The sequence below is a fragment of the Sphingomonas sanxanigenens DSM 19645 = NX02 genome, from assembly GCF_000512205.2.
Taxonomy (GTDB): domain Bacteria; phylum Pseudomonadota; class Alphaproteobacteria; order Sphingomonadales; family Sphingomonadaceae; genus Sphingomonas_D; species Sphingomonas_D sanxanigenens.
On record NZ_CP006644.1, the window covers coordinates 4,461,710 to 4,481,265 of the forward strand.

A 19,556-nucleotide genomic window follows, 5' to 3' on the forward strand; every position below is an offset into this window, starting at 1 on the left:
GGACGACCCCGTCCACCCGATCTGATCATCGCTATCCGGAGCCGGCGCCCGCGCGCCGTGAACGCACATCATGTCCGAACCACGCAAGAAACCGCCGGGCGGCCGGATCGGCGCCGTCCTGGGCTTCACCTTCCGCCACTGGCGCACCGAGCGCCGCCGCGCGATACTGATCGCGCTGGCGATCAGCACCGCCACCGCGACCGAGGTTGCCGTGCCGCTGTTCGCCGGCCGCCTGGTCGATGCGCTGTCGGGTGCGAACCTGCGCGGCGCGATGACCGCGTTCCTGGCGATGGTCGCGCTCGGCCTCGCGATGGTGGCGCTGCGCCACCTCGCCTGGATGGGCACCATCCCCTTCACCTTGCGGCTGATGGGCAATATCGCCGAACAGGCCTTCCATCGCGTCCAGCGTTTCTCGACCGACTGGCATGCGAACAGCTTCGCTGGCTCCACCGTGCGCAAGATCACGCGCGGGATCTGGGCGCTCGACATCATGAACGACGTGCTGCTGCTGGCGCTGCTGCCCTCGCTGGTCGTCCTGCTCGGCACGATGGTGATGCTGGGCATCCAGGCGCCGTTGCTCGGTGCGATCATGGGTGTGGGCGCACTGCTCTATGTCGGGCTGACCGTGGTGCTGGCGACGCGCTGGGTGGCGCCCGCCTCGACGCTATCGAACGCGTGGGACACGAAGATGGGCGGGCTGCTCTCCGACGCGATCGGTGCCAATTCCGTCGTCAAGGCGTTCGGCGCGGAGGATCGCGAGGAGCAGCGCTTCGGCACGCTGGTGGGCAAATGGCGCAAGCGCGCGCGGCGCACCTGGACCCGCGCGACCTGGTCCGGCACCGCGCAGCTCATGGTGTTGTGGACGGTCCGCACCGCGCTGGTCGGCGGCGCGCTGTGGCTGTGGGCGCAGGGCAAGGCGACGCCGGGCGACATCGCCTATGTGCTGACCAGCTATTTCGTCGTCCACGGCTATCTCGTCGACATCGGCCAGCACGTCCATCACCTGCAGCGCGCGGTGAACGAGATGGAGGAACTGGTCGCGCTGCACGACGAGCCGCTGGGGATCGACGATGCCGCCGATGCGCTGCCGATCATGGTGGGCGCGGGCGAGATCCGCTTCGACCATGTCGGCTTCCGCTATGGCGGACATGAGACGCCGCTCTACGACGATCTTCACGTCACCATCGCCGCGGGGCAGCGCGTCGGGCTGGTCGGCCATTCCGGGTCGGGCAAGACCAGCTTCGTCAAGCTGATCCAGCGGCTGTACGACGTGACCGAAGGCGCCGTGCTGATCGACGGGCAGGATGTCCGCGCGGCGACACAGCAGTCGCTGCGCCGCCAGATCGCGATGGTGCAGCAGGAACCGATCCTGTTCCATCGCAGCCTTGCCGACAACATCGCCTATGCCCGGCCCGGCGCCACCCGCGCCGAGATCGAGCGTGCGGCGCGCCTCGCCAACGCGCATGACTTCATCGAGCGGCTGCCGCGCGGCTATGCGACATTGGTCGGCGAACGCGGCGTCAAGCTGTCCGGCGGCGAGCGCCAGCGCGTCGCGCTCGCCCGCGCCTTCCTGGCGGATGCGCCGATCCTGATCCTCGACGAAGCGACCTCAAGCCTCGATTCGGAGAGCGAGGCGCTGATCCAGCAGGCGATGGACCGGCTGATGCAGGGCCGCACCGCGATCGTCATCGCCCACCGCCTGTCGACGGTGCGCGCGCTCGACCGCATCCTCGTGTTCGACCGCGGCCGGATCGTCGAGGATGGCGATCATGCGGCGCTGCTGACTCAGAAGGACGGCATCTACCGCCGCCTGTTCGACCGCCAAGCGGGGGCCGGCGCGCCCATCCTCGCTCCGCTGGAAGACCTGTTCGGCGACGGCGCGGAGGATGATGCCCAGATCGCGGCGTCCGGGCGGTAGGGCGCTGCGGTAGGGCGGGAAAGGGCTTGCCGGCCGCCGCCGGTACCCCCGCTTCGACCGACGGCGCTTGAACCCTCCGCCAATCCGCGCCATTTTGACCGGGCAAGGGGTTGGAGGACGATTACTGATGGCAAGCACGGCAAAGGTCGCGGAACCCGACCTCGTCCTGAGCGCCCCCGATCCGGTTCCGGTCGTGTCGACCGCGAAGGCGGCCGGGCTGGTGCCGCTGGAGGATGACAAGAAGACCAAGCTCGACGCGAAGGTGGACGCCTTCGTCGAGGATCTGATCGCGCAGGACGTCAACTCGCCCGAATTCGGCAAGCGGGTGGATGCGATCACCAATATGGGCCGCAAGGAAATCGCCGACGCGGCCGGGCAATCCAACCGCTTCCTCGACCGGCCGGTGAAGGCGATCGACACCGAAACCGGGATCGGCGCCGACCTGATCGAACTGCGCCGCACCGTCGAGAAGCTCGATCCGGCGGCAAACGGCAAGTTCTTCAACAAGCGCGGCTTCCTCAGCCGGTTGATGGGATCGACCGTCAGCAATTATTTCGACCAGTACAAGTCGGCGCAGTCGCACATCAGCGGCATTCTCGGCGCGCTCGCGTCCGGCAAGGACGAACTGCTGAAGGACAATGCGGCGATCGCGGTGGAACGGCAGAACCTCTGGGCGGCGATGGGCCGGCTGGAACAGATGATCCACGTCGCCAAGGCGATGGACGCGCGGCTGGAAGAGCGCGCCGCCGAACTGGAGGCGACCGATCCGGCCAAGTCCAAGGCGGTCAAGGAAACCGCCTTGTTCTATGTGCGGCAGCGCACGCAGGATCTGCTGACGCAGATGGCGGTGACGGTGCAAGGCTATCTCGCGCTCGATCTGGTCAAGAAGAACAATGTCGAACTGATCAAGGGCGTCGACCGCGCCTCCACCACGACGGTGGCGGCGCTGCGCACCGCGATCACCGTCGCGCAGGCGCTGACCAACCAGCGGCTGGTGCTGGAACAGATCACCGCGCTCAACACGACCACCGCGGGCATCATCGACGGCACCGGCGAGATGCTGAAGACGCAGACCGCGGCGATCCACGAGCAGGCGGCCTCCTCGACCATCCCGGTCGAGACGCTGCAGCGCGCCTTCCAGAACATCTACGACACGATGGATTCGATCGACACCTTCAAGTTGAAGGCGCTCGATTCGATGAAGACGACGGTGACGACGCTGTCGAACGAAGTCGAGAAATCGAAGGGCTATATCGCGCGGGCCGAGGGCGCCGCGCAGGCCGCCAACACGCCGGCGGCGAGCCCCTTCACGATCGAGGCGAGCTGAGGCCATGACCGACGTCGATCGGGCGGTCGCACGGGCGGGGGATTATCTCCATCGCACGCGCGGTAACGCGCGCCTTGCCAAGCGCAGCCAGCAGCGCCGTCGCGAACGCGCCCGCGCGCGGCTGGGCCTTACCCTATCCGCCATCCTGCTGATCGCGGTGGGCACCATCGGCTGGGGGCTCGCGATCGGACCGATCGGGCTCGGCGGACTGTTCCTGTCGCTGCTGCTGATGGTCGTCGCGGCGGGCGTGATCATCGCCTGGCCGTCGGGGGCGGACGGCGCGCCGCCGACCGCAGCCACCGAACTCGCCCGGCTGCCGCTGCAGACCGAGGACTGGCTGGCGAGCCAGCGCCCCGCCCTTCCCGCCCCGGCGGTCAATCTCGTCGATGGCATCGGGCTGAAGCTGGAGACGCTGAGCACGCAACTCAACGCGCTCGACGAGCGTGAGCCCGCCGCGCTCCAGATCCGCAAGCTCGTCGGCGACGACCTCCCCGAACTGGTCAGGGGCTGGCAGCGCGTGCCCGAGCCGATGCGGCGCGAGGAACGCAACGGCATGACGCCGGACCGGCAGCTCGTGGAAGGATTGCAGGTGGTGGACGGCGAGCTGAAGCGGATCAGCGAACAGATCGCCGCGGGCGATCTCGACAAGCTGGCGGTGCAGGAAAAATTCCTGCAGCTCAAATATCGCGGCGATCCCGAGCTCGAAGGCTGAACCGCCGGCCCCGGGGTCGGCGGCGCGCGTGCCTATCCAGCCCGGCCAGCGGCCTTGCGGTCGTGGTTTTCCATTTCCTGCGTCGTCGGCACGCGCCAGCCCTTGATCGGATCGCGCACCAGCACGGTGCCGCACGATTTGCAGGTCGACCACCAATAGTCGAGGTCATGCCGCGCCTGTCCACGGTCGGGCGTATGCCGACCCAGCAGGCACGATAACTGATTCACCAACCGCATCTACATGCATCCGCTCGATTTTTCCGCAGTGCAGCATCTCATCCGTTGCGGATGTTGTCACGTGCGGAATCGACAAGTGCTGTATGCGTCGAGGTAAGCCCTATGCCATGGGCGGCGTGCCCGGCCCGCCGCCGCGCACCTTGGTGCCCCGCCAATCGAAATAGGCCGCCACCAGATCGGCGTGCGAGCGATCGAGCCCCTGCATCGTCAGGTTGACGTCACCGAAGCCGAGCGTCTTGTTGGCATTGGCGAGCCGTCCCATCAGCGATGTCGGCGGATGTTCCTCCGGGCGCCACAGCCACAGGCTCAGGAAGCGCTGGCCCATCATGTCGGTCTCGCGCGCCTCGCGGATCGCCGAGAAGGCGATCGGCTTTTCGGCCCAGCGCCGCCAATAGACGCCGCGGGCGTCGATCCGCACCTGCACCGCGCCATCGAACAGGATGCGCGCGATCGCGAAGCCGGCCCCCAGGAAGAAAATGACGCCGATCGGCGCAATGATCTTCGCAACCAGCGTGTCGATGAAGAACAGCGCGGCGGAAAGCGCGGTCATCCCGAGCGCGAGCAGCATCAGCAGCCCGGTGCGCAGGCGCGAGGTGCGCGCTTCGAACGGCCTTGCGGCGGTCACGCCACCACCCCGCGGCCGCGCGGCTTGCGCGCGCGCGCGATCAGCAGCCGATCGATCTTGCGCCCGTCCATGTCCACCACCTCGATCCGCCACCCCTGCGCCGTGAAATGCTCTCCGGTCGTCGGCAGATGCTTGAGCACCGAGAGCACATAGCCGGCCGCCGTCGCATAATCGCGATCCTCCGGCAGCGCGATTTCGAGCCGTTCCGCAAGCAGGTCCGCCGACATCGAGCCGGCAACGAGCAGGCTGCCATCCTCGCGTTCGACCAGTTCGGGATCGGTATCCTCATCCTGATCGGAAACGAAGGTGCCAACGATCGCGCGCAGCAGGTCGACCGGCGTCACCAACCCTTCGAAATGGCCATATTCGTCGTGGATCAGCCCCATCGGCACGTCGGCAGCGCGCAACCGGTCGAGCGCGTCCATCGCGTCGAGCTGATCGGGGATCACCGGCGCGTGGCGCATCAGCCCGGCCAGATCGAGCGTCCCGCCCGCGATCAGCGCCTTGACGATGTCGCGCGACTGGACGACGCCGATGATGTTGTCGACCGAGCCCGACGCGACCGGCAGCCGGCTGTGCTGCAGTTCGGCCAGCGCATTGCGCACCGCGTCGCGATCCGCGGTGACGTCGATCCAGTTAACCTCGGTGCGCGGCGTCATCACCTCGCGGACGGGACGGTCCGCGAGCCGCACGACACCCGAGATGAAGGCCCGCTCGCTCTCTTCGATCAGGCCGGACCTGCTCGCTTCCGCCACGATCAGGTGCAGTTCCTCCACCGTGACATGATGTTCCGATTCGCGGCTCATCCCGAGCAGGCGGAAGATCGCGCTGCTCGACCGATCGAGCACCCACACGATCGGCGCGGTGATTTTCGACAGCCACAGCATCGGCATCGCCACCGCCGCGGCGATCGGCTCCGGATTGCGCAGCGCGAACTGCTTGGGAACAAGCTCGCCGACGATCAGCGACAGATAGGTGGTGATCGCGATGACCAGCGCGAAACCCGCCTCCCCCGCGATTTTCGCGGGTACGCCCAGATATTGCAGGCGTTCCGCGGTGGGCATGCCGAGGCTGGCACCCGAATAAGCACCGGCGAGGATACCGATCAAGGTGATGCCGATCTGCACCGTCGACAGGAATTTGCCCGGATCGGCGGCGAGATCGATCGCCGCACGCGCGCCGAATCGGTCCGCGCGCGCCATCGCTTCCAGACGTGGCTTGCGCGCCGAGACGACGGCAAGCTCCGACATGGCGAAAACGCCGTTGAGCGCGACCAGCACGATGATGATCGCGACGTCGGACAAGGGAAAGGGGGCAAGCGGCGGCATAAATGTCGTCACCACCGCTCTTGCGCGATTTCTGTCGGTTCTACAACCGCTCGATCATCCATCGTTCAAACCGGATGCGGAACAAGCCCCGCGCACAGGACGTTCTTGCCGTAAACGGGCCGATATGATTGTTCCCCCACAATCGGCGACGAACGTCCCGGGAAGCAGGAAAGGAAGAACATGCAACACTCGGGCAGGATCCTCACGACAGCGGCGGCGCTTGCCGCTCTCCTCGGCACGTCGGGCTGCATCACCGATCCGGTGACCGGCGAGAAGCGCGTTTCGAAGGCGGCGATCGGCGGCGCCGCGGGCGTGGTCGGCGGCTATTTCCTGGGCGACCTGATCGGCGGACGCGGCGACCGCACGGAGAAGATCCTCGGCGCGGGCATCGGCGGGATCGCCGGCGCCGCGATCGGTTCCTACATGGACAAGCAGGAACAGGAACTGCGCCGCAAGACTGCGGGTACCGACGTGGAAGTGACGCGCGACGGCGACAATCTGATCCTCAACATGCCGTCCGGCATCACCTTCGGCTATGACAGCGCGGCGATCCAGCCGCAGTTCCGCAAGACATTGGACGACGTCGCCGGAACGCTTGCCAGCTACGAGAAGACCTATGTCGACGTCTATGGCCATACCGATTCGGATGGCAGCGACGCCTACAACCAGGGGCTTTCGGAACGGCGCGCCAAGTCCGTGGCAGACTATCTCTCCAGCCATGGCGTATCGTCCGCGCGCCTCGCGACACAGGGCTTCGGTGAATCGCAGCCGATCGCGGACAATGCGACGCCCGAGGGAAAGGCCGCGAACCGGCGCGTCGAGATCAAGGTCGTGCCGATTCCCGAAACCGAAACCCGTCGCTGACGGACCGCGGGGCGCTTTCACGAACATGAGGCGCCCCGCCCCCCGTCCGCCCGCGTTGCATCGCCCCATGGATCGCAGCATCATGTTGTGAATGCTGCGCGAATTCGCAAACACCGCCCCGGCCCTGATCGCCTATATCGATCATACGCTGACCTATCGGTACGCGAACGAAACCTATCGCCTGTGGCGCGGACTGGCGCCGGACGACATTGTCGGCAAGTCGATGCGCGAGATCGTCGGCGAGCGCAGCTATGCGATGCTCGAGTCCAAAGCGCGCGCCGCCCTGGACGGCGAGGCGGTGATTTACGAGATGGAGTTGTTCGACGGCGAGCGCCGCCGCTTCGTCCACGGCAATTACACGCCCGATCGCGCCGCCGACGGCAGCATCGCCGGCTTCCACGTGCTCGTCACCGACATCAGCGACCGACGCGCGCTCGAGGAACGGCTGGTTCGCAGCGAGCGGCAGTTCAACGACGCCTTCCGCCACGCGGCCATCGGCATGGCGCTGGTCGCGCTCGACGGCAGCTGGCGTGACGTCAATCCCGCGCTGATCGCGATGCTGGGATATGGCGAGCAGGAATTCCTGACGCTGACGTTCCAGGACATCACCCACCCGGACGATCTGGCCGCCGATCTCGATCTGCTCGACGATCTCGTCGCGGGCACCATCCGATCCTATCAGATGGAGAAGCGCTATTTCCGCAAGGATGGCGCGATCGTGCACGCCATCCTCGCGGTCTCGCTGGTGCGCGGCGAGGATGGCACGCCGCTGCACTTCATATCCCAGATCCAGGACATCACCGCGCGCCGCGAGGCGGAGGAACAGCTGTTCAACGAGCATGAACTGTCGCAGGTGACGCTGCGATCGATCGGCGACGGCGTGATGACGACCGATCGGGAGGCGCGGATCACCTGGCTGAACCCCGCGGCGGAACGGCTGACCGGGCGAAGCAATGCCCAGGCGAAGGGTCTGCCCACGGCCGAGATTTTCCCGATCGAAACCGAGGATGGGTCTCCGGTCGACGACCCCGTCACCCGCGCGATCGCCACGGGCGAGGTGCAGTTCATCGACACCATCGTCCTGCTCCGGCGCGCCGATGGCAGCCACGTGCCGGTATCCGATACGGCAGCGCCGATCCGCAACCAGGCCGGCGCGATCGTCGGCGGCGTGCTCGTGTTCCAGGACGCGTCGGCGGAGCGCGCGCGCCGGCTGCAGCTTCTCGCCGAGGCACGCAGCGACGCGCTGACCGGGCTGCTCAACCGTGCCGGCTTCGACGAGCGGCTTGCGGCGCTGATGGCGCGCGCCGGCGAGGATCGCCGCGAACTGGCGCTGCTGTTCTGCGACTTGGACGGGTTCAAGCCGATCAACGACACCTATGGCCACAGCACCGGCGACCAGGTGCTGAAGGAAGTGGCGGCGCGGCTGCTGCGCGGCACCCGGCATGGCGATGTCGTCGCGCGCTGGGCGGGCGACGAGTTCGTCATCATCATCCAGTTCGATGCCGAAGAGACGCCCGACATCGTCGCGGATCGGCTGACCCGCTCGGTGCGCGAGCCGATCGCCATCGCCGGCCTTGCCCGGCCGATCAGCGTCGGCATCAGCATCGGCATCTCGATCGCCGGCGCCGTCGGCTGGGATACCGCCGCGCTCCTCAACAAGGCGGACGCCGCGCTCTATGCCGCCAAGGCGCGGGGCGGCAACGCCGTGCGCTTTGGATAACGTGTTCAGGGAGCCGTATATTGCCCGCAAGCCGGCAATGCGGCGTCGGGCACATAGCGGCCGGCGGCGGCATCGAAGCGGAAGCGGCGCTCATAGGTGCAGCCGGCATCCTGTTCCCACACCAGATCCCCGCGCGTAAGTGGCGGATTTTCGGACGAATCCTTGTCGCGGGCGACGCCGCGCGGGAAATTGGCCGCCTTTGTGGTCAGCCGGAGCGGCGGCAGCGCGGCGCCGGGACCCGCCGTCTCGAGGCGCGCTTCGAGGCGATATTCGTCATGGCAGGCAGCACGGCGCTTCTCGACATCCTCTTCGCTGAAGCAGGCGCGGATCAGCAGGTCTCCCCGCAGCGGCGCCGCGAGCACCGTCACCGGCGCGCGGCCGGGCACGAGATGCACCAGCCGCTGCTCGGTATAGGCGCCGCCCCCGCCCGAATAGCCCGCGGTCCAGGTCGCGAGCGCGCCGACCAGCACGCTGCCATCCTTCAATCGCAAAATGGCGGGCATCGGCGCGAGTTTCGGCGCCTCGCGATCCGTCTCGGCGTCGGCGGCCAGCCGCGCCACCTCCCGCCCCTTCGCGGTGACCACCAGAGCCTCACCCTCTTCGGACGCGGCGGCGACGCACCAGGCGCCGTCGGTCGTGCAGAGGGGCGCATCCCCGGCCGCGGCGGCGAGCGGCTCGAACCCGCCCGGCCGGTCATCGTCGACCGTCCGCACCTCGGCGGGCAGGGCGGGGCCGAGCGCCAGCGCACCGAGCGCGGCAGCCAGGGCGAACGGGCGGCGGATCAAGCTGTGCATCATCATGCCCTCCTCCTAAGCCCTTGATCCGGGACTGTTTGTGATCGCCCGCACAATTGCGTTCCGGCGCATGACGGCGGCGCGCCGATCGGCTAGACTGATGGCATGTCAGACCGTTTCGAACGCCATCGCCAGCCCTGGACGCAGGACGAAATCCAGAAGCTCCACACCCTCGCGAAGAAGGGCATGGCGCTGAAAGCCATCGCCAAGGCCCTCACCCGCAGCGAGGAATCGACGAAGGACCGCGCCAAGCTGGACGGGCTCTCGATCGCCAAGCTGCGCTGACGACCCGGCGCCCATGGCGCCGCTTCCCCCGCTCCCGACACGGACTTGGGCGACGCTCTCGCGCCGCCCCGGTCTGCACAACAATCCCCCAGGGAAGCGTGAAGGAAATCACCGGCAGTTCGGCGACGATCCAATATCCACCAGACTATCGACCCGCCCATCGGCCACCGCCATCTGCAGGCACTGCCGCGTGTCGCGATTGTACCAGATCGTATAGGCCGCATTGCCGCTCTTCAGCGCATCGACATTGCGAAAGCCGCGCGACTGGAGTTCGCCATCGGCGGACGAGGCCCGCGCGCCCTGCAGGTCACTGACGTTCACCGAGCGGGTATAGCCGCTCGCGCCCGAGCGGTGGCCGTTGCGATGGCTGGTCTCATCCTCGCGTTGCCGCGTGCCCGCCTCATAGCCGCGCGAATAGGCGTCCGACCGGTCGTAATTGTGATAGCTCTGGTTGTAGAGCCCATCGCGGAAGCCGCGATCATAGACGGCATCGGTCTTGTCATCGTCATAATGCTTGCCGTCGTCATGATTGTGCGACTTGTGCGCCAGCGCGATCGCGCCGATCAGCGCGGCCACCGCGACGCCCGCCGCCACCGCGCTGCCGTCGGACTTGCCGCCGCGCTGGTTGCAGTCCGCTGCGGGCGTATCGGTAATCGCATCATAGCGCCCGTCGACCGTCGCCACCGACAGGCATTGCTTGCGCCCCGAATGCCACCAATAGCTCCAGGCGCGGTCGTTCGACTTTTCGGTCTTGATATGGACATAGCCGCGCTGTTCGAGCTGCGTCTCGCCACCGGCAGCGCGCGCGCCGACCAGATCGGAGACGTCGCGCGGCGTGGCTGCCATGGCGATCGTCGGCATGGCGATGGTCGGCATCAACAATGCGGCGGCAGCGATGCCCCCGACCCAATGTTTTGCAAGCATCCCTGTTTCCCTGTTGCGAGCCCCCTCGCCGGCACAGGCTTGCGCCCGGCGGCGACCGGAATCAACGTCGTTTGCAGCCCTGCCGATTGTTGACCGTGGCGCATAGCTGCTGGGCATCGATGCGCCCTAATCACGGCCATTCCATCCCGCCATATTGTGACCGGACGGCAAGGGAGATCGCCCCATGGACTATCGCACGCTCGGCGGCTCGGGGCTCAAGGTGCCCGCGCTCAGCTTCGGCACCGGGACCTTCGGCGGACGGGGTCCGCTGTTCTCCGCCTGGGGCAACAGCGACGTCGCGGAAGCGCGGCGGTTGATCGACATCTGCCTCGATGCGGGCGTCACCCTTTTCGACACCGCCGACGTCTATTCGGCGGGCGCCTCGGAGGACGTGCTGGGCGCCGCGATCAAGGGCCGGCGGGACAGGCTGCTGATCTCCACCAAGACCGGCCTGCCGATGGGCGATGGGCCCAATGATGCCGGCACCGGCCGCCACCGGCTGATCGCGGCGGTGGATGCGGCGCTCAAGCGGCTCGGCACCGACTATATCGACCTGCTCCAGCTTCACGCCTTCGATGCGGCGACGCCGGTGGAGGAGGTGCTGCACACGCTCGATGCGCTGATCCGCGCGGGCAAGATCCGCTTCATCGGTGCCTCCAACTTCGCCGGCTGGCAGTTGATGAAGGCGCTGGCGGCGGCGGATCGCCATGGCTGGCCGCGCTATGTCGCGCACCAGGTCTATTATGCGCTGGTCGGCCGCGACTATGAGTGGGAATTGATGCCGCTCGGGCTCGACCAGAAGGTCGGCGCGCTGGTGTGGAGCCCGCTCGGCTGGGGCCGGCTGACCGGCAGGATCCGCCGCGGCCAGCCGTTGCCCGAAGGCAGCCGCCTGCACGACACTGCGCAATGGGGCCCGCCGGTCGACGCGGAACGCCTCTACACCGTGGTCGATACGCTCGAAGCGGTGGCGGGGGAGACCGGACGCAGCGTGCCGCAGGTCGCGATCGCCTGGCTGCTTGCCCGCCCCACCGTTTCGTCGGTGATCATCGGTGCGCGCAACGAGGCGCAGCTCCGCGACAATCTGGGCGCGGTCGGCTGGTCGCTGACGGCGGAGCAGATCGCCCGGCTCGACGCGGCGAGCGACGTGATGCCCGCCTATCCCTATTATCCCTACCGCACGCAGGACGGGTTCAGGCGGCTCAACCCGCCGATAGTGTGACCGGATCAGCCCGTGCGCCGCGGCGGCGCCCGGCCGATGCGCCATCGCCCGCCGCGCCCCGCGACGAGCAGCGCGCCGATGCTCGCCTTGCCGTCCGCGGCAAGCGCCGCGACCAGCCGGTCGAGCTCTGGCCCGGTCGGATCGAGGCCGGGCTGCAGCCGTGCCAATGCGCGGCGCAGCAGCCGGCGCAGCAGTTCCGGGGGGATGCCCGCGGGGTCGAGCAGCAGCGCCTCGCCCTCGGCGCGGAGCCGCTCGGGTTCGAGTTGCGCCACGCTCCAGTCGAGCGCTGCCTCGGCATCGGCGAGGTGCGATGCGCTGGCCGCCACCGCGGGCACGTCGATCCAATCGGCCTGGGCGAGCGCCGCGCGCATCCGCGTCCGATCGAACCGCGGATCGCGGTTGGACGGGTCGTCGACCGGCTCGATGCCGGCCCCCGCGACCACCGCCGCCAGTTCGTCGCGGCGCCAGCCGAGCAGCGGCCGCACGACATGGCCGTTGACCGCGCGGATGCCCGCCAGCCCGCCGACGCCGGCGCCCCGGTTGAGCCGCATCAGCAAGGTTTCGGCCTGATCGTCCGCATGGTGCGCGGTCAGCACCCAGTCGAGCGCCTCATGCTCCCGCCACGCCTCCAGCAGCGCGTAGCGCGCGGCGCGGGCGCCGGCCTGCACCGATCCGACGATCGGCGCGGGCGGGCGCAATATGGCGTGGGGGATGCGGAATTGCGCCGCGACGGTCGCGACCATCGCCGCCTCGATCGCGGCGGCGGGGCGCAGGCCATGGTCGACGGTTGCCGCCGCGACCTCGTCCGCACCCGCGTCGCGCGCCAGCAGCAACAGCGCGAGGCTGTCGGCGCCGCCCGAAACCGCGATGCCGATCCGCGCCTTGGCGACGCTGCCGATCAGCCGGCCGAGATCCTCGGCGAAGCGGCGGTTCAGGCCGCCCGGCACTTGGCGGTGGTGCGGCCCCTGGCAACCTGCGCCTTCAGCGCCGCGGTCGCCGTGCCGCCATAAACCTCGTTGAACTCGTCATAGACCTGGCAGGCCTTGGCGGGCTGCTTGAGCTGGATGAAGCTCTGCCCCAGATAATAGAGACTGTCGGGGGCGCGCTCGCCCCGCGGGTTCTGCTGGTAGTTCTGCAGGAAGGCGCTCACCGCCAGTTCGGGCTTGCCGCCATCGAGATAGGCACGGCCGAGCAGGTTGCGGGTGAAGCTGATCCGCTTGTGCGAGGGATATTTGGCAGCCGCTGCCTTGAGCTGCGCCTGCGCCTCGTCGAAGCGCTTCGCTTCCCACAGGCGATAGCCATAGAGATAGGCATCCTCGCCGGCATCGCCGGTATCGGGGCGCGCGATCGACACCGCAGTGTCGCCGGCCGCCGGCGCGCCGTCCACCGCCGGATCCGGCATGGCCCCGGCATCCCCGTCCAGCGTCGGTGCGACGGGTGGCGCTGTCGGCTCCAGCGCCTTGATCCGCGCATCGAAATCCGCCTGCGCCTTGGCGAAGGCCTCCTGGAGCAGCCGGATCTCGTTGGCATTCTGTTCGGCCTGGCCGGTCAGCGAGGCGAGTTGCGACTCAAGCGCATCGACGCGCGCGGTCAGGTCGGCGAGCGGTGCGGTCGCCGGGCTGCCGATCTCGGGCGGCGGCGCCTGCGGCACGACGATGTCCGGTTCGACGGTCTGCCCGGAGCCACCGGGAAAGACCTTGCGCTGGACGGCGCGCATCTCGCGCTCCAGCTTGTCGACCCGGCGCGGCAGCGCGTCGCTCTGCGCGAAGGCCGGCATCGCGGTGCCGGCGACGAGCAACAAGGTGGCGATCAGCGTCTTGCGCATGCAGTTAGGCCCCTACGGTCTGGAAATGGTGGATCATGCCTTCCTAATATGGCCGATCCACCCTGTCGCCCAGCTTAAGGCGTACCGGGCTCGGCAGACGGCGCATCGTCACGCACCAGCGGCTCAGCCGTGGGCTCGGCCGCAGGCGGTGCCGGGCGAGCGCGGGCGGCGGGCGCGGGCGACGTTCCCGCGGCCGGCGTCGGCGCAACACCGGGTGCCGCCCCCCGCGCGGCCAATGCCGCGGCGCCGATCCCGATCCCTTCGACGCGGCCTTCGCCCAGCGCGGGCACCGCGACACCGCCGACGCTGACCGTCAGCGCCTCGGCGCGGCCGGTCGTCAAGGTCGGGGTGATCGCGTCGGGCGGCACTTCGTAGCGCTCACCGGTCGCCAATTCCTTCTCGAGCAGCCGCTTGCCCTCACCATCGGTAATGCGCAGCCACACCGTGTCGACCGCGGTCAGCACCACCGGACCGGTGGGTGCGGCGGGCGTCGGCGCCGGTGCAGCGGCCGGCGCGGGCGCCGGCGCCGGCTGGCCGGAAATCACCGCATCGGCGGCCTGTTCGGCCTCGCTGCGTCCCGATCCGCCGACGAACAATTCGGACCGCCAGATGCCATAGCCGACGAGCACGAGCAGCGCGATCGCCACCGCCGTCCAGGTGAGCAGGCGCGTCGGCACGCGCGCGGGATCGGCCGGCTCATAGGGCTGCAGTTCGACCCGCTTGGGCGTCGATGTGCCCGCGACTTCCATCTCCTGCCGCAGCGACCGCGCGGTCTCGACCTCATCGATGCCGACGGCGCGGGCATAGGCCTTGCCGAAGCCCAGCGTGTAGGTGATCGAGGGCAGGGTCGCGAAATCGCCCGCCTCCATCGCCTCCAGATGGCGCAACTGGACGCGGGTGCGCGACGCGATGTCCGCCAGTTCCAATCCCGCCGCCTCGCGGGCCGCACGGAGCCTTTCGCCCACGCGCCTCGGGAAGAGGTTACCGTCCTCATTCTCGCGATCAGTCATGCTGCTGCGCCCCGTTCCTGGGCTTGGATTTATGCGGTGCCCGATGCGCGGCCTTCTCGCCTATCGCCTTGCTCTGTGTCAATCGCGCAACACTCGGAAATCTCGGCTTTTCACCCGCTTTAGACCAATTCGACACCATGCGCCGCGGCCCAGTCCGACAGCGCGTCGCGGAAGGGGTGCGGCGGGGCAGCGAGCAGCGCCGCCATGTCCGTCCTGAGCTTGCCCGCGTCGAGCGAACGGATCATCGCCTTGACCGGCCCGATCGCCGCCGGGGTGATCGAGAGCCTCTCGATCCCGAGGCCGATCAGCGCCATCGCCTCCAGCGTGCGGCCGCCCATTTCGCCGCACACCGCGACGGGAACGTCCGCCGCATGCGACTGTACCGTCACGCGCTTCAGAAAGCGCAGGATCGCCGGGCTCAACCAGTCGTACCGCTCCGCCAGCTTGGGATTGGAGCGGTCCGCGGCGAACAGGAACTGCGTCAGATCATTGGTGCCGATCGACAGGAAATCGAGCCGGGGCAGCAGCAGATCGAGCACCTCGGCCAGCGCCGGCACCTCCAGCATCGTGCCATAGCGGATCGCATGCGGCAGCTGGCGCCCGCGCGACGCGATCCAGCCGCGCTGCGCCTCGAACAGCGCCCGGGCCTCGTCGAACTCCCATGGTTCCGACACCATCGGGAACATCACGTTGAGCGTGCGGCCCGCCGCCGCCTCGATCAGCGCGCGCGCCTGGGCCTTCATCAGCCCGTCGCGCTCCAGCGCGACGCGGATCGCGCGCCAGCCCATCGCCGGATTTTCCTCTTCGGCGTCGTGCGGGCGCATATAGGGCAGCGCCTTGTCGCCGCCGATGTCGACGGTACGGAACACCACCGGCCGGGTGCCGGCGCCCTCCAGCACCTCGCGATACAGCCGCTGCTGGCGCTCGCGCTGCGGCAAGGTGGCGGAAACGAGGAACTGGAACTCGGTGCGGAACAGGCCGATGCCGTCCGCGCCCGTCAGGTCGAGCGCGGCGAGATCGTCGCGCAGGCCGGCATTGATCATCAGCGCGATGCGCACGCCATCCTGCGTCATCGCGGGATCCTGCTTGGCCGCCGCAAAGGCGGCGCGGCGCTTCTGCGTGGTTTCCAGCTTCGCCTCGAACGCTTCCTCCATCGCCGCGGTCGGCCGCACGAATGCCGCGCCTTCGGACACGTCGAGCAGCAGCTTGTCGCCCTCGGCGATCATCCGGCGAACGTCGCGGACGCGGCCCAGAACCGGCACCCCCATCGCGCGCGCGACGATGGTGACGTGCGCGGTCAGCGACCCTTCCTCGAGCACCACGCCCTTCAGGCGGCGGCGATCATATTCGAGCAGTTCGGCCGGCCCCAGGTTGCGCGCGATCAGGATCGTATCCTGGCGCAGGCCCATCTGCGCGGCGGTGCCGAGCTGGCCCGAAACGATGCGCAGCAGCCGGTTCGCCAGATCCTCCAGGTCGTGCATGCGGTCCGCGAGCAACGGATCGTCGATCTGGCGCATCCGCATGCGGGTGCGCTGCTGCACGCGCTCGATCGCGGCCTCCGCGGTCAGTCCGCTGTCGATCGCCTCGTTGATCCGCCGCGCCCAGCCCTCGTCATAGGCGAACATCTTGTAGGTCTCGAGAACCTCCTCATGCTCGCCGCCCTTGCCGAATTCGGACTGCGAGGTCATGCGCTCGATCTGCTCGCGCATCTTGTCGAACGCGGCATAGACGCGATGCCGCTCCGCCTCGGTGTCTTCCGCGACGGTATGTTCGATGGTGACCCGCGGCTGGTGATAGACGGCGGCGCCGCGCGCCATCCCCTCGACCAGTTTCTGACCGGTCAGCCGCACCGCCGCGGTCGAGTGGGTGGCCCCGCGCTGCGTGGCGGTCTCGTCGATCAGCCCCGAATTGTGGATCAGTTCGGCGAGCACCATCGCCACGGTCTGCAGCGCCTCGATCTCGACATCGTCATAGGGCCTGGGATCGGCGTGCTGCACCGCGAGCACGCCCACCGCCTCCTCGCGCCGCACGATCGGCACGCCGGCGAAGCTGTGATACAATTCCTCGCCCGTTTCGGGACGATAGGCGAAATCGGGATGGCTCGTCGCCTCGTCGAGGTTGAGCGTCGCGACATCCTCGGCGATCGTGCCGACCAGCCCCTCGCCCAGCGCCAGCTTGGTGACGTGCACCGCCGCCTGGTTGAGCCCGCGCGTCGCGAACAGCTCGAGCACGCCGTCGCGCAGCAGGTAGATCGAACAGACTTCGCTGTTCAGCGCCTCGCCGATGATGTTGACGACCTGGTTGAGCTTGGTCTGCGCATTGGTGCGCGCAGCCATCACGTCGTGGAGGCGGGTCAGGATCTCGCGGGCAGCGACGGAGGACGAACTGACGGGCATGAACCGGCGCTAACAGATTGCATGCACCGCTGCCAACGTGGAACCGTCCACGTTGGCATATAAGCGGTCAGTGCGCCGCGGAACGACGCTCGAGCGCGGTCGAAGCCTCGTCGATCAGGGTTGCGATGATGTCCGCCAGCGGCTCTTCCTTGCGGACCATGCCGACCGACTGGCCCGCCATCAGCGAACCGCCCTCGACATCGCCGTCGATCACCGCGCGGCGCAGCGCGCCGGCCCAGTAATGCTCGATCTGGAGCTGCGCCTCGCCCATCGCGATCGTGCCCGCGTCGAGCAGGTTGGCGACCTCGCGCTGCTTGGCGGTGAAGCTTTCGGTGCCGACATTCTTGAGCGCCCGCACCGGGATCACCGGCAGCCGCGGATCGATCTGCACGCTCGCGATCGCCTCGCGCGCGGACGCGCGGATGAACGCCTTCTTGAACGCGGGGTGCGCGATGCATTCGGTCGCGCAGACGAAGCGGGTACCGAGCTGGACGCCGGCGGCGCCCATTTCGAGATAGCCGGCCATCGCCTCGCCGCGGCCGATGCCGCCCGCCACGAACACCGGCAGCTGATCCGCAATCTCGGGCAGCATTTCCTGTGCGAGCACGCTGGTGGAAACCGGCCCGATATGGCCGCCGGCCTCCATGCCCTCGATCACCAGCGCGTCGACGCCCGAGCGGATCAGCTTCTTGGCGAGCGCCAGCGCCGGCGCAAAGCAGATCAGCTTCGCACCCGATGCCTTGATCGCATCGAGGCTGCCGGCCGGCGGCAGCCCGCCCGCCAGCACGACGTGGCCGACCCGGTGCTTCGCGCAGACCGCGATCAGCTCCATCAGGTCCGGATGCATGGTGATCAGGTTCACGCCGAACGGCCTGGCCGTCAGCGCCTTGGTCGCCGCGATCTCGGCGTCGAGCAGCGCCGGCGTCATCGCGCCGCAGGCGATCACGCCGAACCCGCCCGCGTTGGACATCGCCGAAACGAGGTTGCGCTCGCTGATCCACGACATGGCGCCCGCCATGATCGCGACCTCCGAGCCGAGGAACGCCGCGCCCCGCGCCATCAGCGCGGAAAGCCGGGCGGATCCGCTCAAGCGGCCGGCTCCTCTTCGGCGTCGAGGCCATAGGCGGTGTGCAGCACGCGGACCGCGAGCTCGGTATAATCCTCCTCGATCAGCACGCTGACCTTGATCTCCGACGTGGTGATCGCGAGGATGTTGATGCCGCGATCGGCCAGCGCCTTGAACATCATCGAGGCGACACCGGCATGGCTGCGCATGCCGACGCCGACGACCGAGATCTTGCAGACCTTGGTGTCGTGGATCAGCTTCTGGAAGCCGATCGCCTCCTGCGCCCTGGTCAGCGTGTCCAGCGCGCGCGCCAGTTCGGCGCCCGGCACCGTGAAGGTGACGTCGGTCGAGCCCGCATCGTGCGCGATGTTCTGGATGATCATGTCGACATTGATGTTCGCGTCGGCGAGCGGGCTGAAGATGCTGGCGACCGCGCCGGGACGATCCGGCACGCTGGTCAGCGTGATCTTCGCTTCGTTCTTGTCGTGCGCGATGCCGGTGATGAGCTGGCGTTCCACGTTGGTATCCCCGATCTCTTCCTCGCCGACGATCAGCGTGCCGCGGTGGCCGCCATCGTCCTTGCTGTCGTCGAAGGAGGAAAGCACGCGCACGCGCACCTTCTCCTTCATGGCCAGACCCACCGAGCGGGTCTGGAGCACCTTCGCCCCGACGCTCGCCAGTTCCAGCATTTCCTCATAGGTGACCCGGCTGAGCTTGCGCGCGCGCGGCACGATGCGCGGGTCGGTGGTGTAGACGCCGTCCACGTCGGTATAGATGTCGCAGCGATCGGCCTTCATCGCCGCCGCCACCGCGACCGCCGACGTATCCGAACCGCCACGGCCCAGGGTGGTCACGCGGCCATCGTCGGCGACGCCCTGGAAACCCGGGATCACCGCGACCTCGCCGGTCGCCAGCGCGGCGTCGAGCGCCTGCGTGTCGATCGTGCCGATGCGCGCGGAGGCATGGGCATCGTTGGTGTGGATCGGCAGCTGCCAGCCCAGCCAGCTGCGCGCGGGCACGCCGATCGCCTGCAGCGCAATGGCGAGCAGTCCGCTCGTCACCTGCTCGCCCGAGGCGACGACCACATCATATTCGCGCGGATCATAGAGCGCGGAGGCTTCGCGGCAGAAGCCGACCAGCCGGTCGGTCTCGCCCGCCATGGCCGACACCACGACCGCGACCTTGTTGCCGTCCTCCACCTCGCGCTTCACGCGCTGGGCGACATTGCGGATCCGCTCGATGCCGGCCATCGAGGTGCCGCCGAACTTCATGACGATACGGGCCATCGGAAAGACGCTTTTCCTTCA

At 68.4% G+C, this 19,556-nt stretch carries 18 protein-coding genes; 7 read left to right on the plus strand and 11 right to left on the minus strand.

What is annotated here, in order from left to right; translation table 11 throughout:
• Positions 1–70 precede the first annotated feature (70 nt).
• From NX02_RS20250 to NX02_RS20260, 3 genes are all read left to right on the plus strand, one after another.
• Positions 71–1,918, plus strand: coding sequence for an ABC transporter ATP-binding protein (locus NX02_RS20250; protein ID WP_025294016.1), 1,848 nt, complete (start codon positions 71–73; stop codon positions 1,916–1,918).
• A 127-nt stretch (positions 1,919–2,045) separates the two neighbouring features.
• A complete protein-coding gene (locus NX02_RS20255; protein WP_025294017.1) occupies positions 2,046–3,245 on the plus strand; it encodes a toxic anion resistance protein in 1,200 nt (399 codons plus the stop codon).
• A 4-nt stretch (positions 3,246–3,249) separates the two neighbouring features.
• Positions 3,250–3,957: a hypothetical protein gene (locus NX02_RS20260; protein WP_025294018.1), complete on the plus strand. Its 708-nt coding sequence runs from the start codon at positions 3,250–3,252 to the stop codon at positions 3,955–3,957.
• 32 nt (positions 3,958–3,989) lie between these two features.
• Here the strand turns inward: NX02_RS20260 and NX02_RS20265 are convergent, their stop codons facing one another.
• The 3 genes from NX02_RS20265 to NX02_RS20275 form a co-directional block, all read right to left on the minus strand.
• Positions 3,990–4,184 carry a hypothetical protein gene (locus NX02_RS20265; RefSeq protein WP_162232710.1) on the minus strand — a complete coding sequence of 65 codons (195 nt, stop codon included), beginning with the start codon at positions 4,182–4,184 and terminating at the stop codon, positions 3,990–3,992.
• 109 nt (positions 4,185–4,293) lie between these two features.
• Positions 4,294–4,818: an STM3941 family protein gene (locus NX02_RS20270; protein WP_025294020.1), complete on the minus strand. Its 525-nt coding sequence runs from the start codon at positions 4,816–4,818 to the stop codon at positions 4,294–4,296.
• Positions 4,815–6,146, minus strand: coding sequence for a hemolysin family protein (locus NX02_RS20275; protein ID WP_039996709.1), 1,332 nt, complete (start codon positions 6,144–6,146; stop codon positions 4,815–4,817). Before NX02_RS20275 ends, NX02_RS20270 begins: the two co-directional genes overlap by 4 nt.
• Positions 6,147–6,326: 180 nt before the next feature.
• Between NX02_RS20275 and NX02_RS33940 the strand changes: the two genes are divergently transcribed.
• Positions 6,327–7,010, plus strand: coding sequence for a YiaD family glycine zipper/OmpA-like lipoprotein (locus tag NX02_RS33940; protein WP_025294022.1), 684 nt, complete (start codon positions 6,327–6,329; stop codon positions 7,008–7,010).
• A gap of 91 nt (positions 7,011–7,101) precedes the next feature.
• Entirely contained in the window at positions 7,102–8,730 is a 1,629-nt protein-coding gene (locus NX02_RS20285) for a GGDEF and EAL domain-containing protein (RefSeq protein ID WP_053000684.1), read from the plus strand.
• Between the two features lie 5 nt (positions 8,731–8,735).
• Here NX02_RS20285 and NX02_RS30900 read toward each other — a convergent pair whose 3' ends face one another.
• Positions 8,736–9,530 carry a hypothetical protein gene (locus tag NX02_RS30900; RefSeq protein ID WP_025294023.1) on the minus strand — a complete coding sequence of 265 codons (795 nt, stop codon included), beginning with the start codon at positions 9,528–9,530 and terminating at the stop codon, positions 8,736–8,738.
• Between the two features lie 99 nt (positions 9,531–9,629).
• On the opposite strand from NX02_RS30900, the gene NX02_RS20295 reads away from it, so the two are divergent.
• On the plus strand, positions 9,630–9,809 hold the full coding sequence (locus tag NX02_RS20295) for a hypothetical protein (RefSeq protein WP_025294024.1): 180 nt from the start codon (positions 9,630–9,632) through the stop codon (positions 9,807–9,809).
• A 108-nt stretch (positions 9,810–9,917) separates the two neighbouring features.
• Here NX02_RS20295 and NX02_RS20300 read toward each other — a convergent pair whose 3' ends face one another.
• Positions 9,918–10,733 (minus strand): hypothetical protein, encoded by an 816-nt coding sequence (locus tag NX02_RS20300; RefSeq protein ID WP_039996710.1) that lies wholly within the window; start codon positions 10,731–10,733, stop codon positions 9,918–9,920.
• A 184-nt stretch (positions 10,734–10,917) separates the two neighbouring features.
• Here NX02_RS20300 and NX02_RS20305 point away from each other — a divergent pair, with 184 nt between their 5' ends.
• The gene (locus NX02_RS20305) at positions 10,918–11,952 is read left to right on the plus strand and encodes an aldo/keto reductase (protein WP_025294026.1); all 1,035 of its coding nucleotides are present in this window, start codon (positions 10,918–10,920) and stop codon (positions 11,950–11,952) included.
• A gap of 5 nt (positions 11,953–11,957) precedes the next feature.
• Here the strand turns inward: NX02_RS20305 and tilS are convergent, their stop codons facing one another.
• From tilS to NX02_RS20335, 6 genes are all read right to left on the minus strand, one after another.
• Entirely contained in the window at positions 11,958–12,899 is a 942-nt protein-coding gene (tilS, locus tag NX02_RS20310) for a tRNA lysidine(34) synthetase TilS (protein ID WP_025294027.1), read from the minus strand.
• The gene (locus NX02_RS20315; RefSeq protein WP_025294028.1) at positions 12,884–13,777 is read right to left on the minus strand and encodes a tetratricopeptide repeat protein; all 894 of its coding nucleotides are present in this window, start codon (positions 13,775–13,777) and stop codon (positions 12,884–12,886) included. Before NX02_RS20315 ends, tilS begins: the two co-directional genes overlap by 16 nt.
• 74 nt (positions 13,778–13,851) lie before the next feature.
• Positions 13,852–14,787, minus strand: coding sequence for a helix-turn-helix domain-containing protein (locus NX02_RS20320; RefSeq protein ID WP_025294029.1), 936 nt, complete (start codon positions 14,785–14,787; stop codon positions 13,852–13,854).
• Positions 14,788–14,906: 119 nt separating this feature from the next.
• Positions 14,907–17,183, minus strand: coding sequence for a phosphoenolpyruvate--protein phosphotransferase (gene ptsP / locus NX02_RS20325; RefSeq protein ID WP_025294030.1), 2,277 nt, complete (start codon positions 17,181–17,183; stop codon positions 14,907–14,909).
• 67 nt (positions 17,184–17,250) lie between these two features.
• Complete coding sequence (locus NX02_RS20330) at positions 17,251–18,243, minus strand: NAD(P)H-dependent flavin oxidoreductase (protein ID WP_025294031.1); 993 nt, start codon at positions 18,241–18,243, stop codon at positions 17,251–17,253.
• Between the two features lie 26 nt (positions 18,244–18,269).
• Positions 18,270–19,535 (minus strand): aspartate kinase, encoded by a 1,266-nt coding sequence (locus NX02_RS20335; protein WP_025294032.1) that lies wholly within the window; start codon positions 19,533–19,535, stop codon positions 18,270–18,272.
• Positions 19,536–19,556 lie beyond the last annotated feature (21 nt).